Source organism: Azospirillum formosense, assembly GCF_013340925.1.
GTDB lineage: Bacteria > Pseudomonadota > Alphaproteobacteria > Azospirillales > Azospirillaceae > Azospirillum > Azospirillum formosense.
On record NZ_WHOR01000008.1, the window covers coordinates 23,101 to 38,900 of the forward strand.

Genomic DNA, 15,800 nt, shown 5'->3' on the forward strand with positions numbered 1-15,800 from the left:
AGAGGGCTCTGAACCTTACGGCAGCAGCACCGTCGACCCGGTCGTGGCGCGGGACTCCAGCGCCCGGTGGGCCTCGGCTGCGTCGCGCAGCGCGAAGGTCTGGCCGACGTTGATGGTCACGCCGCCGGTGTGCACCACCTCGAACAGGTCGGCGGCGCTGGCCATCAGGTCGTCGCGCTTGGCGACGTAGCTGAACAAGGTCGGGCGCGTGACGTAGAGCGAGCCCTTGACCGCCAGGACCTGCAGGTCCAGCGGCGGGACCGGCCCCGACGCCGCGCCGAACAGCACCATGAAGCCGCGGGGACGCAGGCAGTCGAGGCTGTCCATGAAGGTCGTCTTGCCGACGCCGTCATAGACCACCGGCACGCCCTGCCCGTCCGTCAGGTCCTTCACGCGGTTCACGAAATTCTCGCGTGTGTAGACGATGGGATGGTCGCAGCCGGCGGCGCGGGCCAGCTCCGCCTTCTCGTCGCTGCTGACCGTGCCGATCACGGTGGCTCCCAGATGCTTCGCCCATTGGCAGAGGATCTGGCCGACGCCGCCCGCGGCGGCCTGGACCAGGATGGTGTCGCCCGGCTGCACCGCGTAGGTGGAGCGCAGGAGGAATTGCGCGGTCATGCCCTGGAGCAGCATGGCGGCGGCCTGCCGGTCTTCGATCCAGCTCGGCAGCGGAATCAGCCGGTCGGCGGGGGCGAGGCGGGATTCGGCGTAGGCGCCGATCAGCGGCGCGTAGCCGACCCGGTCGCCGGGCTTCAGCGTCGTCACGTCCGGCCCCACGGCCTCGACCACGCCGGCGCCCTCGGTCCCGATGATGGCGGGAAGCTGCGGCAGCTTGTAGGCGCCGGAGCGGTGATAGGTGTCGATGTAGTTCAGCCCGACCGCGGTCTGGCGCAGCCGCACCTGACCGGGGCCGGGGTCGCCCACCTCGATCTCGTCCCAGCGCAGCGCTTCGGGTCCGCCGTAGTCGTGGATGCGGATCGCGTGAACCATGGTGGTCGGTCCCTTCCCTTTTTTACAGAAGCTGAAGCTCCAGCGTATCGCCGGCCTGGTCCGCTGTCACCCGGTACCGCCGCTCGTGGCGGAGCAGCCAATCCTTGGTCCGCAGGCCGCCCAGGCCGGAATAGCCGCCGGGCGCCCCGCCGCCCCCGACGATGCGGTGGCAGGGGATGATCAAAGGAATCGGGTTCGCCCCGCAGGCCCCGCCCACGGCCCGCGGCGCCGTCTCCAGCAGCCGCGCGACGTCTCCGTAGGTCAGGACGCCGCCGTAGGGGATGGCCCGCATCGCCGCCCAGACCTTCTGCCGGAAGGCCGTCCCGCGGGGAGACAGCGGCAAGTCGAACTCCAACCGCGTCCCGGCGAAATAGTCGCGGAGCTGGCGGGCCGCCTCCTCCAGCACGGGGTCCGGCTGGTCGTCTCCCAGCCGTCCCCAGTCGAGCGCCACGATGGCGCCGGCGGCGCTGGTCAGGGTCAGCAGGCCCAGCGGGCTGTCGACGGTCAGGCTGCCGGTGGCCGGGTATCTGAGGGTCTGCGTCATGAGGTCATTTCCGGCTCAGGGCGGCGGCCAGCGCGTCGGGTGCGGTCACCGGCGGGGAGCAGGTCATGCCGGTGCAGACATAGGCGGTCGCCGCCCCACCCTGCATGCCCTTGCCGTGCGCCGGATGCCCGGCGGGCAGTTCGGTCCCCGGCGGCAGGACGGTGAGGATGCGGTCGGGAACCGGTCGGTCGAGCACCGCCCGGCGCAGCGCCGCGGTGTCCGGCGCCTGCGGGTCGCCGACGATGACGATTTGCTGGGCCTTCTGGAGAAGCTCCGCCGCGTTCAGATAGGTCGGCAGCGGGAAGAAGTTGCGGCTCAGCTCGCCGGAGAAGGCGGCGGCCAGGGCGTCCGCCCGCTCGCGGTAGGCGGCCTCGCCGGTGCGGTGATGCAGGGACGCCAGAACCGCCAGCATGGTGCCGTTGCCGCTGGGCGTCGCCGCGTCGCCGGCCGACTTGGTGCGGACGATCAGGTCGTCGGCGTCGTCCGCCGTGTAGAAGTAGCCGCCCGCCTGCGCGTCCCAGAAATGCGCGTCGAGCACCTTCACCCAGGCCCGCGCCTGCTCCAGCGGCTCCGCATCGCCGGTCGCCTCGTGCAGGGCGAGTGCGGCGCGCGCCATGTGGGCGTAGTCGTCGAGCGTCGCCCGGTGCTTGAGCTGCCCGGCCCGCCAGCTGTGCAGAAGGCGCCCGTCCTCGGTCATGCGGTCGCGGACGAAGGCATAGGCCCGCTGCGCGGCGGCGACCCACTCCGGCTCGTCGAAGACCATGCCGGCCTGGGCGAGCGCCGCGATCATCAGGCCGTTCCAGTCGGCCAGCACCTTGTCGTCCCAGCCCGGCTTGATCCGCTTTTCGCGCTCCCGCCAGAGGATCGCCCGCTGTTCGGCCAGCGTCGCCTCGGTCTCGGCGTCCAGCGCCTCGATGCGGTGCAGCCGGTTGAGGATGGTCGCCCCCTCCCAGTTGCCCTGCGGGGTGACGCCGTAGGCGCGCTTGAAGACCTCCGCGCCGGGGCCGAGGAGACGGTCGATCTCCTCCTCGTTCCAGATGTAGAAGAGGCCCTCCTCGCCCTCGCTGTCGGCGTCCTGGGTGGCGGCGAAGCCGCCGCCCTCGGCGATCATCTCGCGCAGAACCCAGCCCACCGTTTCCCGAATGCGCGTCTCGAACAGCGGCTCCCGCTCCGCCTGCCAGACCAGTGTCATCAGGTCGAGGAGCTGGGCGTTGTCGTAAAGCATCTTCTCGAAATGCGGCACGAGCCACATCTCGTCCACCGAGTAGCGGGCGAAGCCGCCGCCCAGATGGTCGTAAATCCCGCCCTGGCACATGTGGGCCAGCGTGTTGGCGACCGCCTCCCGGTACGGCTCCTTGCCGGTGCGCAGCCAGGCCCGCCACAGCAGCGTGAAGATCGGCACCTGGGGGAATTTCGGGGCGTGGCCGATGCCGCCGTGGAAAGGATCGACCTCGCGGACCAGCCGGTCGGCGATCTGGTCGAGCATGGCGAGGTCGACCTCCCCCGCCGCCCGGTTCTCCGCCAGCTTGCCCAGCGCGTCCTTCAGCGCGGCGACGTTGCGGGTCACGTTCTCCGGCTTGTTGCGGTAGGTCTCCGCCACGCCGCGCAGCACGTCGGGGAAGCCGGGCCGCCCGTAGCGCGAGGCCGGCGGAAAATAGGTGCCGCCCCAGAAGGGTTCGGCCTCCGGCGTCAGGAACATGGTCAGCGGCCAGCCGCCCTGCTGCCCCAACATGGCCAGGGCCGACTGGTAGATCTGGTCGACGTCGGGCCGCTCCTCCCGGTCCACCTTGATGTTGACGAACAGCTCGTTCATCAAGGCGGCGATCTCCGGATTCTCGAAGCTCTCGTGCGCCATCACATGGCACCAGTGGCAGGCGGCGTAGCCGACCGACAGCAGCACCGGCTTGTTCTCGCGCCTGGCCCGTTCGAAGGCGTCGCGGCCCCAGGCCATCCAATGGACGGAGTTGTCCTTGTGCTGGAGCAGGTAGGGGCTGGTCTCCCGGCCAAGCAGGTTCGCGGGCATGAGAGGCGTTTCCGGTCTGTGGCGTGGTTGGGAATAAACTGGCGCGGCGGTGCCGTTGCGCCAGGGCTTCCTATCTGTATAGTGGGGCATGAGCCGAAGCGGCGCTCAACCCTTAATTTCCTGCGTACCGCGCGCTTTCCAAGGGAATTGGGCCATGAAAATCACCATCGACATCGACTGCACACCCGAAGAGGCGCGCCATTTCCTGGGCCTTCCCGACGTGAAGCCCATGCAGGACGCCATGATGCAGGAGATCCAGGACCGAATGCAGGCCTCCCTGCTCGCCATGGACCCCGAGACGATGATGAAGACGTGGCTGCCGGCGGGAATTCAGGGCATGGAGCAGCTTCAGAAAATGTTTTGGTCCCAGATGGCCGCCGCCATGGGACAGGATGGACGCAAGTGACCGATCCGAAGCCTTACTTCGAAGCCCATGTTTTCTCCTGCACCAACCGCCGCCCCGATGGACACAAGCGCGGCTCCTGCGCCGCCCGGGGGTCCGAAAAGCTCCGCGACTATATGAAGGCGCGCGCCCGCGAACTGGGCCTGGACGGCCGGGTGCGCATCAACGCCGCCGGTTGCCTGGACCGTTGCGAGCTAGGGCCGGTGCTGGTCGTCTACCCCGAGGGCGTCTGGTACACTTACCATTCCTTCGCCGACGTCGACGCCATCCTGGAGACGCACTTGGTTGGTGGTGGCCGTGTGGAGCGGCTCATGTTGAAGCCGGAACAAACGGAACTTCTGCCGGAACAGGTCGGCTGACCGTTTCGGCTCCGGCACGATGATGTTTGGCACGATGATCCCGACCATCTTTGCCCTCGCCACCGCCCCCGGCCGTGCCGGTGTGGCGGTGGTTCGCGTTTCGGGCCCGGCCTCCGGCGACGCCCTCGCCGCCCTGACCGGCAAGCCGCTGCCCGAACCCCGCATGGCCACGCTCGTCCGCTTGCGCGATCCCAAGAACGGGGAGGCGCTGGACGATGCCCTCGTGCTGCGCTTCACCACCCCCCGCAGCTTCACCGGCGAGGACGTGGTGGAACTGCACCTCCACGGTGGGCGCGCCGTGGTGGCCGGCGTGGTGGAGGCGCTCTCCGCCCTGCCCGGTCTGCGCGTTGCCGAGCCCGGCGAGTTCACCCGTCGCGCCTTCGAGAGCGGCAAGCTCGACCTGACCGAGGCCGAGGCGGTCGCCGACCTTGTGGATGCCGAGACCTCCGCCCAACGCCGCCAAGCCCTGCGCCAGATGGAAGGCGCGCTCGGCAAACTCTACGACGGCTGGCGGGAGCGGCTGACCCGGTCGCTCGCCCACATCGAAGCCGACATCGACTTCCCCGACGAGGACTTGCCGTCCGGTGTGTCGGACGCCGCGCGTCCCGTGCTGGACACGCTGGCCGCCGAGATCGACGCCCACCTGGACGACCGTGGCCGTGGGGAACGGCTGCGCGAGGGTCTGCACATCGCCATCGTCGGCGCGCCCAACGCCGGCAAGTCGAGCCTGCTGAACGCCCTCGCCCGCCGCGAGGCCGCCATCGTCTCGGCCCGCGCCGGCACCACCCGCGACGTGATCGAGGTCCATCTCGACCTCGGCGGCTACCCGGTGGTGCTGGCCGATACGGCGGGCCTGCGCGAGGCGGCCGCCGACGAGGTCGAGGAGGAAGGCATCCGCCGCGCGCTCGACCGCGCCGCCCGCGCCGACGTGAAGGTCGCCGTGTTCGACGCCACCGCCCTTCCCACGCTTGACCCGGCGACGGTCGCCCTGCTCGACAAGGACACGGTGGTGGTCCTGAACAAGACGGACGTCGCCGATGCCGCGGTGCCGACGGTCGGCGGCAGGGAAACGGTTGCGGTCTCCGCCCGGACCGGTGCCGGCCTGCCGGAGCTGGAGCGGCGTTTGACGGCGTTTACCGCCGACCGGCTGGCCGGCAGCGGTGCCCCGGCCCTGACCCGTGCCCGCCACCGCTCCGCTCTTGAGGAATGCCGGGATGCCCTGCGTCGCGCCCTGACCGCCCCCCTGCCGGAACTGATGGCTGAGGATGTGCGTTTGGCGAGCCGCGCTCTTGGCCGGATCACCGGGCGGGTCGATGTCGAAGATTTGCTGGACGTGATCTTCCGGGACTTCTGCATCGGCAAGTGAGCCGAGAGGGGCGTGACAAACTTGCCGCGCCGCTCTGTTTCACGTGAAACACGGGCGTCGCGGCGTCGCGGCGCTTGGCGTCCGGCGCTGACTCGGCTATGGTCCGGCCATGCGAACGTTCGACGTCATTGTTGTCGGCGGAGGCCACGCCGGTTGCGAGGCTGCCGCCGCTGCGGCGCGCATGGGTGCGCGCACCCTGCTGCTCACCCACAAGCTGGACACCATCGGTGAGATGTCCTGCAACCCGGCCATCGGCGGGTTGGCGAAAGGGCATCTGGTGCGCGAGATCGACGCGCTCGATGGCGTCATGGCCCGTGCCATCGACCGCGGCGGCATTCAGTTCCGCATTCTGAACCGCAGCAAGGGACCGGCCGTCCGCGGCCCACGCGCCCAAGCCGACCGCAAGCTCTACCGGCAGGCTGTGCAGGCGATCCTGGCCGAACAGCCGAACCTGTCAATCGAGGCCGGTGGCGCCGAGGACCTGACCATCGGCGAGGATGGACGGGTGACGGGCGTGGTGACCGGTTCCGGCAAGACCCTCGCCGCGGGCGCCGTGGTGCTGACCACCGGCACCTTCCTGCGCGGCCTGATCCACATCGGTGAAGAGACCACCCCGGCGGGGCGCGTCGGCGAGGCACCCTCCATCGGCCTGTCCGACACGCTGGCGCGTCTCGGCTTCCCACTCGGCCGCCTGAAGACCGGCACGCCGCCGCGGCTCGACGGCAAGACCATCGATTGGGCCGCCCTGGAGAAGCAGCCGGGCGACACGCCGCCCCCGCCCTTTTCCTATCTGACCGACCGCATCGACACGCCGCAGATCGACTGCGCGATCACTTGGACGACGCCGGAGATGCACGCGCTGATCCGCGGCAATCTCCACCGCGCGCCGATGTATTCCGGCCAGATCCAGAGCACCGGCCCGCGCTATTGCCCATCCATCGAGGACAAGGTGGTGCGCTTCGCCGACAAGGAGCGCCACCAGATCTTCCTGGAGCCGGAGGGGCTGGATGACGACACGGTCTACCCGAACGGCATCTCGACCTCCCTGCCCCGCGACGTCCAGCTCGGCTTCCTGAAGACGATGCCGGGTCTGGAGCGGGCGGTGATGATCCGCCCCGGCTACGCCATCGAGTACGACTTTGTGGACCCGCGGGAACTGAAGCCGACGCTGGAAACCCGCCGGACGCCCGGCCTGTTCTTCGCCGGCCAGATCAACGGCACCACCGGCTATGAGGAGGCGGCGGCGCAGGGTCTGATGGCCGGCATCAACGCCGCTCTGCTGGCCGGAGGCTCGGCGGAGGGCTTCGTCCTCGACCGCGCCGACGCCTACATCGGGGTGCTGGTCGACGACCTGATCACGCGGGGCACCAATGAGCCCTATCGGATGTTCACTTCACGCGCTGAATACCGGTTGATCCTGCGCGCCGACAACGCCGACCAGCGGCTGACGCCGAAGGGTCTTGCCATCGGTTGCGTCGGGTCGGCGCGGCGTGACGCTTTCACCGCGAAGGCCGAGGCGCTGTCCGCCGGTCGCACGCTCGTGCGCGCCCTTCAGGCCACCCCGGCGGAGCTGCAGCGGCAGGGCATCGCCGTCAATCAGGACGGCGTGCGCCGGACCGCCGCCGATCTGCTGCGCTATCCCGATCTCGACCTCACCACCCTCGCCCGGCTGTGGCCGGAGCTGTCGGCAATCCCGGCTGATGTTGTCGAGCAGCTGGAGATCGACGGAAAGTACGCCGGCTATCTCGATCGGCAGGAGGCCGACATTCGCGCCTTCCGCAAAGACGAGGCGCTGGAGCTTCCTGACGATCTCGACCCCGATACCATTGGCAGCCTGTCCGCCGAGATCCGGCAGAAGCTGCGGCAGGCTCGTCCGGCAACCTTGGGGGCGGCGGCCCGAATTCCCGGTATGACTCCGGCGGCGCTGGTCGCCCTGCTCCGCCACGTGAAACGGCGCGACGTGAAGGTGGCCGTCTGATGAGCCTGTTCGATGCCGCGGCCTTCCAGGCGGAGACCGGTGTTTCACGTGAAACGCTGGACCGCCTCGCCGCTTACGAGGCGACGCTGCGCAAGTGGCAGCCGAAGATCAACCTTGTCGGCCCCTCCACCCTGCCCGACGCTTGGCGCCGGCATTTCCTCGACTCTGCGCAGCTCTATCCGCTGCTGCCCGAGGGCACTCGGGTGCTGGTCGATCTCGGCAGCGGCGCCGGCTTCCCAGGCTTGGTCCTCGCCATCATGGGTGTGCCGGAGGTGCATCTGGTTGAGAGCGACTCCCGCAAATGCGCCTTCCTGCGCGAGGCGGCGCGGGTCGCCGGAGCCTCGGTCACCGTGCACAACAAGCGGATCGACGCGGTGCCGCCGATCGCCGCCGACGTGGTGACCGCCCGCGCCCTGGCTCCGCTGAACGATCTGCTGAATTGGGCCTATTCCTTCCTCCAGGACCGGGGTGCGGCACTGTTTCCCAAGGGGCAAAATGTGGCGGACGAATTGACCGATACCACCAAATATTGGAAGATGCGGACCGAGCGTTTCGACAGCCGCACCGACCCCACCGGAACCATCCTGCGTGTGAGTGGTATCGCCCGTGTCTAAGACCGCGACCCTGATGCATTCCCGCTCCGACGCTTCCCGCGAGGCTGACATGCCCTCCGCCCTTCCTTCCGCGCGCGTCATATCGATTGCCAACCAGAAAGGCGGCGTGGGCAAAACCACGACCACCATCAACCTGGCAACCGCTCTGGCCGCCATCGGCAAGCGCGTCCTGGTGATCGATCTCGATCCGCAGGGCAACGCCTCCACCGGCCTCGGCATCCCGCGCGCCGAGCGTCGTGTCGGCATCTATGACGTGCTGTTCGACGGCATGCCGCTGGAGGATGCCGCGACGGTGTCGACGGTGCCGAACCTGTCGATCATCACCTCCTCCGTCGATCTGTCCGGCGCCGAGGTGGAACTGGTCACCTCCGAGCGGCGCGAGTTCCGGTTGCGCGAGGCGGTGGACAAGAGCGCTCTGGAGTACGACTACGTGCTGATCGACTGCCCGCCGGCGCTCGGTCTGCTGACGCTGAACGCGCTGGTCGCCTCCCACGCCGTGATGGTGCCGCTGCAATGCGAGTTCTACGCGCTGGAGGGTCTCAGCCACCTTGTCCGCACCATCGAGCGGGTGAAGCGCGCCTTCAACCCCGACCTCGACATCCACGGCGTCGTGCTGACCATGTTCGACAAGCGCAACAATTTGTCCGACATGGTGGCTGCCGACGTCCGCGGCTTCTTCGGGGAGAAGGTCTACGACACCGTCATCCCGCGGAACGTGAAGGTCTCGGAGGCACCGTCCCACGGCAAGCCGGTGCTGATCTACGACATGCGCTGTCCCGGGTCGCAGGCATACATCCATCTGGCGGGCGAGGTGCTGCGCCGTGAAAAGAGGCTGAGCGCGTGATGGAGGATACCAAACGTTCGGACGGCGGTGCCCGCCGCGCCAGCCTGGGCCGCGGCCTGTCCGCCCTGTTCGGCGAAGCGGCGGAGGATTACTCCGCGCTCGACAAGGTGCGCCAGTCCAAGCAGGTGCCCATCGAGTTCATCCATCCCGGCAAGTATCAGCCGCGCCGTACCTTCGACGACGAGGCGTTGCAGGGGCTGGTCGAGTCGATCCGTGACAAGGGCATCCTCCAGCCCCTGCTCGTCCGCCGGGATTCGGAGACGACCAACTCCTACGAGCTGATCGCCGGCGAGCGCCGCTGGCGGGCCGCGCAGATCGCCGGCCTGCACGAGGTGCCGGTCGTCATCCGCGAGCTGTCGGATCGTGAAGCGCTGGAAATCGCGCTGATCGAGAACATTCAGCGCCAGGACCTGACGCCGCTCGAAGAGGCCGAGGGCTATAAGCGGCTGATGGAGGAGTTCGAACACACGCAGGAGGATCTGGCGCGCTCGGTCGGCAAGAGCCGCAGCCATGTGGCCAACATGATGCGCCTGCTCGCCCTGCCCGACCCGGTCAAGGGCATGGTGCAGGAGGGGGCGCTCAGCGCCGGCCATGCCCGCGCGCTGCTGACTTCCTCCGATCCGGTGTCGGTGGCGCGCGAGGTGGTCAAGCGTGGGCTGAACGTCCGGCAGACCGAAGACCTGATGCGCGGCAGCGCGCCGGTCAAGACCAAGAAGCCCGGCGGGCGCGGCGGTGTCGCCACCGACCCGACGCTCAAGGATGTCGATCTGGTGAATCTGGAGGAGGAGATCTCCGCCCGCATCGGGCTGAAGGTCGCCATCACCCCACAGGGCAAGGGCGGCTCGATCACCATCCATTACCAGACGCTGGACCAGCTCGACGACGTGCTGCGACGCCTTGGTGGTGAATAGGAAGTCGCGGAACCAAACTGTCACTTTAGTGAAACGGCGCTAACATGAACTCCCCCTAAACAGGGTCGTCCGGCCGCATCGGCGCGGCCGGAGCCGACACAGAGGGGAGATTCATGAAGTCCATCCACGGCCTGTACCTTGCCGGCCTCACCGCCGCCCTGCTGGCCGGTCCGGCCCTTGCGGACCAGAAATTCCCGGCGGAGCTGGCCGGGCATGGCGTCATCGACGCGGCGACCTTCGTGGCGCCGCCCGCCGACGCGCCGGACCTCTTCCGCACCTCCGGCAAGTTCACGGCCGCCGACCGCAAGCGCGTCGACCAGCCCCGCAGCATCGACGGCACGTCCTTCCTGTCGGCGCCGGGCGCGGCGCGCGGCACTGGCATGGCGCTGCCCTTCGACGGCCAGCCGGTCCAGGGCTTCTCCGGCATCAAGGCTCTGGGTGACGGGAGCTTCCTGGTGCTGACCGACAACGGTTTCGGCAGCAAGGGCAACTCCGCCGACGCCATGCTGACGGTGCACCGGCTGACCATCGATTGGAAGACCGGCAAGGCGGCGGTGGCCGAGACGCTGTTCCTGCGCGATCCCGACCGCAAGGTGCCCTTCCCCATCGTCACCGAGGCGACCGGGGAGCGCTACCTGACCGGCGCCGACTTCGACGTCGAGAGCGTGCAGATCATTGGTGACCGGATGTATTTCGGCGACGAGTTCGGCCCCTACATCCTGGTGACCGACCGGACCGGCAAGCTGCTGTCCCTGCACGAGAGCGCGGTGGACGGCAAGCCGGTGCGCTCCCCCGACCATTACGCGGTGTCCACCCCGGCGGTGCCCGGCGCCGTCGGCTTCGAGGTGCGCCGCTCGCGCGGCTTCGAAGGGATGGCCGCGTCGAAGGACGGGAAGTTCCTCTACCCGCTGTTCGAAGGGCCGCTGTGGACCGGCGGTGCGTGGGAGACCAAGGACGGGCGGGAGTATCTGCGCATCGCCGAGTTCGACGTCGCCAAGGGCGGTTTCACCGGCCGCAGCTTCAAGTACCGGCTGGAGGCCAACGGCAACAACATCGGCGACTTCAACATGATCGACGCCACCACCGGCCTGATCATCGAGCGCGACAACGGCGAGGGCAATCCGGCCCAGGGCTGCACCGGCCAGCCCACCCCGGACTGCTTCAACGTCCCGGCCCAGTTCAAGCGCGTCTACAAGATCGACTTCGCCCAGGCCGACGCGGAGGGCTTCGTGAAGAAGGTCGGTTACGTCGACCTGATGGACATCGACGATCCGAAGGGCGTCGCCCGGCTCGGCGGCGACAAGGGCAAATTCACCTTCCCCTTCGTCACCATCGAGAATGTCGACGTGGTGGATGGCGAGCACATCGTCGTCGGCAACGACAACAACCTCCCCTACTCGTCGGGCCGCGCGCTGGGCAAACAGGACCACAACGAACTGATCCTGCTGCACGTGCCGCAGTTCCTGGCCGCGAAATAAGGACGAGGTTCAGCGCCGCGCCAGCGAGGCCAGCTGGAAGAGAACGCGGGCGCAGAGCGTCTGGTCGGGCATGTTGGTGCGCTTGCAGTCCGCCTCGGCCTCGACCAGCCGTTCCAGAGCCTGACGGACCAGCGGTGCCGGCCAGCGGCGGGCCTGGCCGGTCAGCCGCGGCTTCATTTTGAAGAACACCGGCGGGCGCAGCGCTTCCACCGCGGCGTCCGCCGACTTGCCCGCCGCCACCTGCCCGGCCACCAGTTGCAGGCGCTGGAAATGGCGCTGTGCGGCGCGCAGGATCGGCACCGGGGACATGCCCTCGGCGAACAGCCGGGCCAGCGACCGGTCGAGCGTCGCGAAGTCGCCCTCCGCCGCTGCCCAGATCGGCTCGTCGAGCGACAGGGCCGCGCTGTCGCCGACGCAGGCCTGGGCATCCTCAAGCCGGACACGCGTCTCCATGCCCATGTAGAGCGCCAGCTTCTCCATCTCGCCGCGCGCCACCATGCGGTCGCCGACGAGGTTGCCGGCAAGGAAGGTCAGCGCGTCGGGGTCGGCGGTCAGGCCATGGCCGTGCAGAATGTCGGCGATGACCCGGCCAAGCGCGGCCTCCTCCTCCACATAGCAGGGAATGGCGACGGCGCCGTCCGCCCCTTCGAACAGGGTGCGCAGCTTCGACCGGTTGCCAAGGTCGCCGGCCTCGACGACGACCAGGCTGTCGCCGGGTGGGAGGTCGGCCAGGAAGGCGGTGAAGGCGGCGGCAACGTTGTCCTCCGCCTCGCGCACACGGATCAGTCGGCGGCCGCCGGTGAAGGACAGCGCGGCGGCCTCGTCGGCCAGACGCGCCGGATCGTCGGCGACGGCGCGGCCCAGCATCTCCGTCACTCGGAAGGGGTCGGACAGGTCGGCGACCACGGTGCGGCCCAGACCCATGGCGCGGTCGCGCACCAGACCGGTGTCCGGACCATAGAGCAGGACCGCGCGGATCTTGGGATCGGGGCTGCGCAGGAAGCCGTCGATCGCCCGGGCTTGCAGCTTCACGAAGACCCCGTCGGTGGCGGAGGACCGGCCTCCGTTATCGGATGCGGATCAGGATTTGCGGCCGAGTTCGGCGGCCACGCGGGTGGTGATCTCGTTGGAGATTTCGATAAGCGCGCGGTCGTAGGCGTTCTCGACGGTGGCCAGGGCGCCATACTGCTGCTCCAGCACGTTGTAGCTGGTGAAGGAGCGCGCGTTGGCCTGGAACAAGATCTTGCCCGTCGCCGCGTCTATGAGCTGGTAGGGGGCGTTCACGACCAGCTGGGCGCGGGTGGCGGTCGCGTCCTTCTGAAGGGACAGCTTCTGCTCCGACGCGGTCAGCGCGGTTTCCAGCCGGTAGCGCGGGGCGGCGGGGCGGCCATCGGTGTAGAAGCGGTCGATCAGAAGGTTGCGCAGCTTCTGGCCGTAGCGGTCCTTGATGCCGCCGATCTCGACCTGCTGAAGCTCGGCGCTGCCGATGCTGTTCGCCCCGAGGTTCCCGTACATGGGCTGGAAACCGCAGGCCGCCGTGGCAAGCACGGCCGGAGCGACCAGGGCGAAGGCCAGAAGCCCGCGCCGCCGGACGCCCGCCTTGCCGATACGGCCGTTGTCGTTGGAGAGGTCAGACGACGACATTGATCACCCGGTTCGGGACGACGATGACCTTGCGCACCGGCTTGCCCTCCAGGGCGCGCTGGACGTTGGGATCGGCCAGGGCGGCCTGTTCCGCGGCGTCCTTCGCCATGTCGCGCGGCAGCTCCAGCGTGGCGCGCAGCTTGCCGTTGACCTGGACCGCCATGGTGACCGAATCCTCGACCACCAGGGCCGCGTCGGCCTGCGGCCAGGGCTGGTTCACCAGCAGCGTGGCGTGGCCGAGCTGCGCCCACAGCTCCTCGGCCAGATGGGGCATCATCGGGGCGATCAGGCGCACGGTGGCCTCGAAGCCTTCGCGCAGCACCCAGGCTTCACCTTCACCCGTGCCGTCCAGCTCGGCCAGGGCGTTGGACAGCTCGCGCACGCGGGCGACCGCCTTGTTGAAGCGGAACTTCTCCAGGTCTTCCGAGATGCCGGCGATGGCCTTGTGGACCATCCGGCGTGTGGCTTCGGCCTTGGTGCCGAGGGCTTCGGGCTTCGGCGCGCCGGCGGGCGGCAGAGCGACCGGCGATTCCGTCACCATCCGCCACAGGCGGTTGATGTAGCGCCAGGCGCCGTCGATGCCGGCTTCCGTCCACTCCAGGTCGCGTTCCGGCGGGCTGTCGGACAGCATGAACAGACGGGCGGCATCGGCGCCGTAGGTGCCGATGATGTGCGCCGGGTCCACCACGTTCTTCTTGGACTTCGACATCTTTTCGACGCGGCCGACGGTCACCGGCGCGTCGTTGTCGTTGCGGATGTAGTCGCCCAGATCGTTCTTGCGGATGTCGGTCGGGGCCAGCCAGGCGCCGGTGCCGGCGTCCTTGTAGGTCTCGTGGTTCACCATGCCCTGGGTGAAGAGGCCGGCGAAGGGTTCCTCCACGTTCAGATAGCCGCACTGCTTCATCGCCCGCGTCCAGAAACGGGAATAGAGCAGATGCAGCACGGCATGCTCGATGCCGCCGATGTATTGGTCCACGGACAGCCAGTAGTCCACCGCCTCGCGCGTGAAGGCGACGTCCTCGGCCTTGGGCGAGCAGAAGCGGGCGAAGTACCAGCTCGACTCGATGAAGGTGTCGAAGGTGTCGGTCTCGCGCACCGCAGGCTTGCCGCAGCTCGGGCAGCTCGTGTGCTTCCAGGTCGGGTGGTGGTCCAGCGGGTTGCCGGGCTTGTCGAAGGTCACGTCGTCCGGCAGGACGACCGGCAGATCCTGCGCGGGGACCGGGACGATGCCGCAGCTCTCGCAGTGGATGACCGGGATCGGGCAGCCCCAGTAACGCTGGCGCGAGACGCCCCAGTCGCGCAGGCGGTACTGGGTGGTGCGCTCGCCCTGCCCCTGCTCCTCCAGCCGCTTGCCGACCTCCTGCTTGGCCGGCTCGACCTCCATCCCATCGAGGAAGCGGGAATTGCGCAGCAGGCCGGGGCCGGTGTAAGCCTCGTCGCCCACCGCGAAGGTCGCGGGATCGGCGTCCGCCGGAACGACCACCGGCGTGACCGGCAGGCCGTACTTGCGGGCGAAGTCCAGGTCGCGCTGGTCATGGGCCGGGCAGCCGAAGATGGCGCCGGTGCCGTATTCCATCAGCACGAAGTTGGCGACGTAGACCGGCAGCTCCCAGGACGGGTCGAAGGGATGCACCACCTTCAGCCCGGTGTCGAAGCCGCGCTTCTCGGCGGTCTCAATCGCTTCCTCGCTGGTGCCCAGACGGTTGCACTCGGCGATGAACTCGGCCAGCGCGGGGTTGCCGGCGGCCAGCTCGGCGGCCAGCGGGTGGTTGGCGGAGATCGCCGCGAAGGAGGCACCGAACAGCGTGTCGGGCCGGGTCGTGAAGACCTCCAGCGTGTCCGCCCGCCCGACGAGGTCGAAGCGGAAGCGCACGCCGGTGGACTTGCCGATCCAGTTCTCCTGCATCAGGCGCACGCGCTCCGGCCAGCGGTCCAGCGTGTCCAGCCCCTTCAGCAGCTCGTCGGCGTAGGCGGTGATCTTGAGGAACCACTGCGACAGCTTGCGCTTCTCGACCAGCGCCCCGGTGCGCCAGCCGCGGCCGTCGATCACCTGCTCGTTGGCCAGGACCGTGTTGTCGACCGGGTCCCAGTTGACCCAGGACTCCTTGCGGTAGGCCAGGCCTTCCTTGAGGAAATCCAGGAACATCTTCTGCTCGTGGCGGTAATATTCCACGTCGCAGGTGGCGATCTCGCGGTCCCAGTCGATGGACAGGCCCATCGTCTTCAGCTGGGCGCGCATGGCCGCGATGTTCTCGCGCGTCCATTTGGCCGGATGGGTCTTCTTCTCCAGCGCGGCGTTCTCCGCCGGCAGGCCGAAGGCGTCCCAGCCCATCGGGTGCAGCACGTTGAAGCCGCGGGCGCGCTTGTAGCGCGCGATCACGTCGCCGATGGTGTAGTTGCGGACATGCCCCATGTGGATGCGCCCCGACGGGTAGGGGAACATCTCCAGCACGTAATATTTCTCACGGGAAGCGTCCTCGCGCGCGGTGAAGCAGCCCTGCCGCTGCCACTCGCCCTGCCACTTCGCTTCGGTTTCCTTGACATTGTAACGCGACATGACCGCAGACGCCGTTCCGTGAATTTCGTGGATCTAGACAAATAAGGCGCCGGCGGCGGGGTGACAGGCGGCGGACCGATGCCCGCGCC

The 15,800-nt window shown here is 68.7% G+C and carries 14 protein-coding genes; 8 read left to right on the forward strand and 6 right to left on the reverse strand.

Annotated features, from left to right (window positions below; genetic code table 11):
* Positions 1-15: 15 nt before the first annotated feature.
* The 3 genes from GBZ26_RS02265 to GBZ26_RS02275 are packed head-to-tail and all read right to left on the reverse strand — an operon-like array spanning position 16 to position 3,557.
* Positions 16-990, reverse strand: a complete 975-nt coding sequence (locus tag GBZ26_RS02265; RefSeq protein WP_174437409.1) for a quinone oxidoreductase family protein — start codon at positions 988-990, stop codon at positions 16-18.
* A 22-nt stretch (positions 991-1,012) separates the two neighbouring features.
* Entirely contained in the window at positions 1,013-1,534 is a 522-nt protein-coding gene (locus GBZ26_RS02270) for a methylated-DNA--[protein]-cysteine S-methyltransferase (protein WP_174437410.1), read from the reverse strand.
* A gap of 4 nt (positions 1,535-1,538) precedes the next feature.
* Positions 1,539-3,557, reverse strand: a complete 2,019-nt coding sequence (locus GBZ26_RS02275) for a thioredoxin domain-containing protein (RefSeq protein ID WP_174437411.1) — start codon at positions 3,555-3,557, stop codon at positions 1,539-1,541.
* A 154-nt stretch (positions 3,558-3,711) separates the two neighbouring features.
* Between GBZ26_RS02275 and GBZ26_RS02280 the strand changes: the two genes are divergently transcribed.
* The 8 genes from GBZ26_RS02280 (at position 3,712) to GBZ26_RS02315 (ending at position 11,510) form a co-directional block, all read left to right on the forward strand.
* A complete protein-coding gene (locus GBZ26_RS02280; RefSeq protein WP_014238933.1) occupies positions 3,712-3,963 on the forward strand; it encodes a DUF6489 family protein in 252 nt (83 codons plus the stop codon).
* The gene (locus GBZ26_RS02285) at positions 3,960-4,319 is read left to right on the forward strand and encodes a (2Fe-2S) ferredoxin domain-containing protein (RefSeq protein WP_174437412.1); all 360 of its coding nucleotides are present in this window, start codon (positions 3,960-3,962) and stop codon (positions 4,317-4,319) included. Before GBZ26_RS02280 ends, GBZ26_RS02285 begins: the two co-directional genes overlap by 4 nt.
* A gap of 34 nt (positions 4,320-4,353) precedes the next feature.
* The gene (gene mnmE / locus GBZ26_RS02290; protein ID WP_174437413.1) at positions 4,354-5,685 is read left to right on the forward strand and encodes a tRNA uridine-5-carboxymethylaminomethyl(34) synthesis GTPase MnmE; all 1,332 of its coding nucleotides are present in this window, start codon (positions 4,354-4,356) and stop codon (positions 5,683-5,685) included.
* A gap of 109 nt (positions 5,686-5,794) precedes the next feature.
* Positions 5,795-7,663: a tRNA uridine-5-carboxymethylaminomethyl(34) synthesis enzyme MnmG gene (gene mnmG / locus GBZ26_RS02295; RefSeq protein WP_174437414.1), complete on the forward strand. Its 1,869-nt coding sequence runs from the start codon at positions 5,795-5,797 to the stop codon at positions 7,661-7,663.
* Entirely contained in the window at positions 7,663-8,277 is a 615-nt protein-coding gene (rsmG, locus tag GBZ26_RS02300) for a 16S rRNA (guanine(527)-N(7))-methyltransferase RsmG (protein WP_174437415.1), read from the forward strand. Before mnmG ends, rsmG begins: the two co-directional genes overlap by 1 nt.
* 49 nt (positions 8,278-8,326) lie before the next feature.
* Entirely contained in the window at positions 8,327-9,121 is a 795-nt protein-coding gene (locus tag GBZ26_RS02305) for a ParA family protein (RefSeq protein WP_103039972.1), read from the forward strand.
* Complete coding sequence (locus GBZ26_RS02310; RefSeq protein WP_174437416.1) at positions 9,121-10,032, forward strand: ParB/RepB/Spo0J family partition protein; 912 nt, start codon at positions 9,121-9,123, stop codon at positions 10,030-10,032. Before GBZ26_RS02305 ends, GBZ26_RS02310 begins: the two co-directional genes overlap by 1 nt.
* 113 nt (positions 10,033-10,145) lie before the next feature.
* Complete coding sequence (locus GBZ26_RS02315) at positions 10,146-11,510, forward strand: esterase-like activity of phytase family protein (RefSeq protein WP_174437417.1); 1,365 nt, start codon at positions 10,146-10,148, stop codon at positions 11,508-11,510.
* A gap of 9 nt (positions 11,511-11,519) precedes the next feature.
* On the opposite strand, the gene holA is transcribed toward GBZ26_RS02315, so the two are convergent.
* The 3 genes from holA to leuS are packed head-to-tail and all read right to left on the reverse strand — an operon-like array spanning position 11,520 to position 15,711.
* Positions 11,520-12,542: a DNA polymerase III subunit delta gene (gene holA / locus GBZ26_RS02320; RefSeq protein WP_174437418.1), complete on the reverse strand. Its 1,023-nt coding sequence runs from the start codon at positions 12,540-12,542 to the stop codon at positions 11,520-11,522.
* Between the two features lie 48 nt (positions 12,543-12,590).
* Complete coding sequence (gene lptE, locus GBZ26_RS02325) at positions 12,591-13,154, reverse strand: LPS assembly lipoprotein LptE (protein ID WP_174437419.1); 564 nt, start codon at positions 13,152-13,154, stop codon at positions 12,591-12,593.
* Positions 13,141-15,711: a leucine--tRNA ligase gene (gene leuS, locus GBZ26_RS02330; RefSeq protein ID WP_174437420.1), complete on the reverse strand. Its 2,571-nt coding sequence runs from the start codon at positions 15,709-15,711 to the stop codon at positions 13,141-13,143. The genes lptE and leuS overlap by 14 nt, the downstream gene beginning before the upstream one ends.
* Positions 15,712-15,800 lie beyond the last annotated feature (89 nt).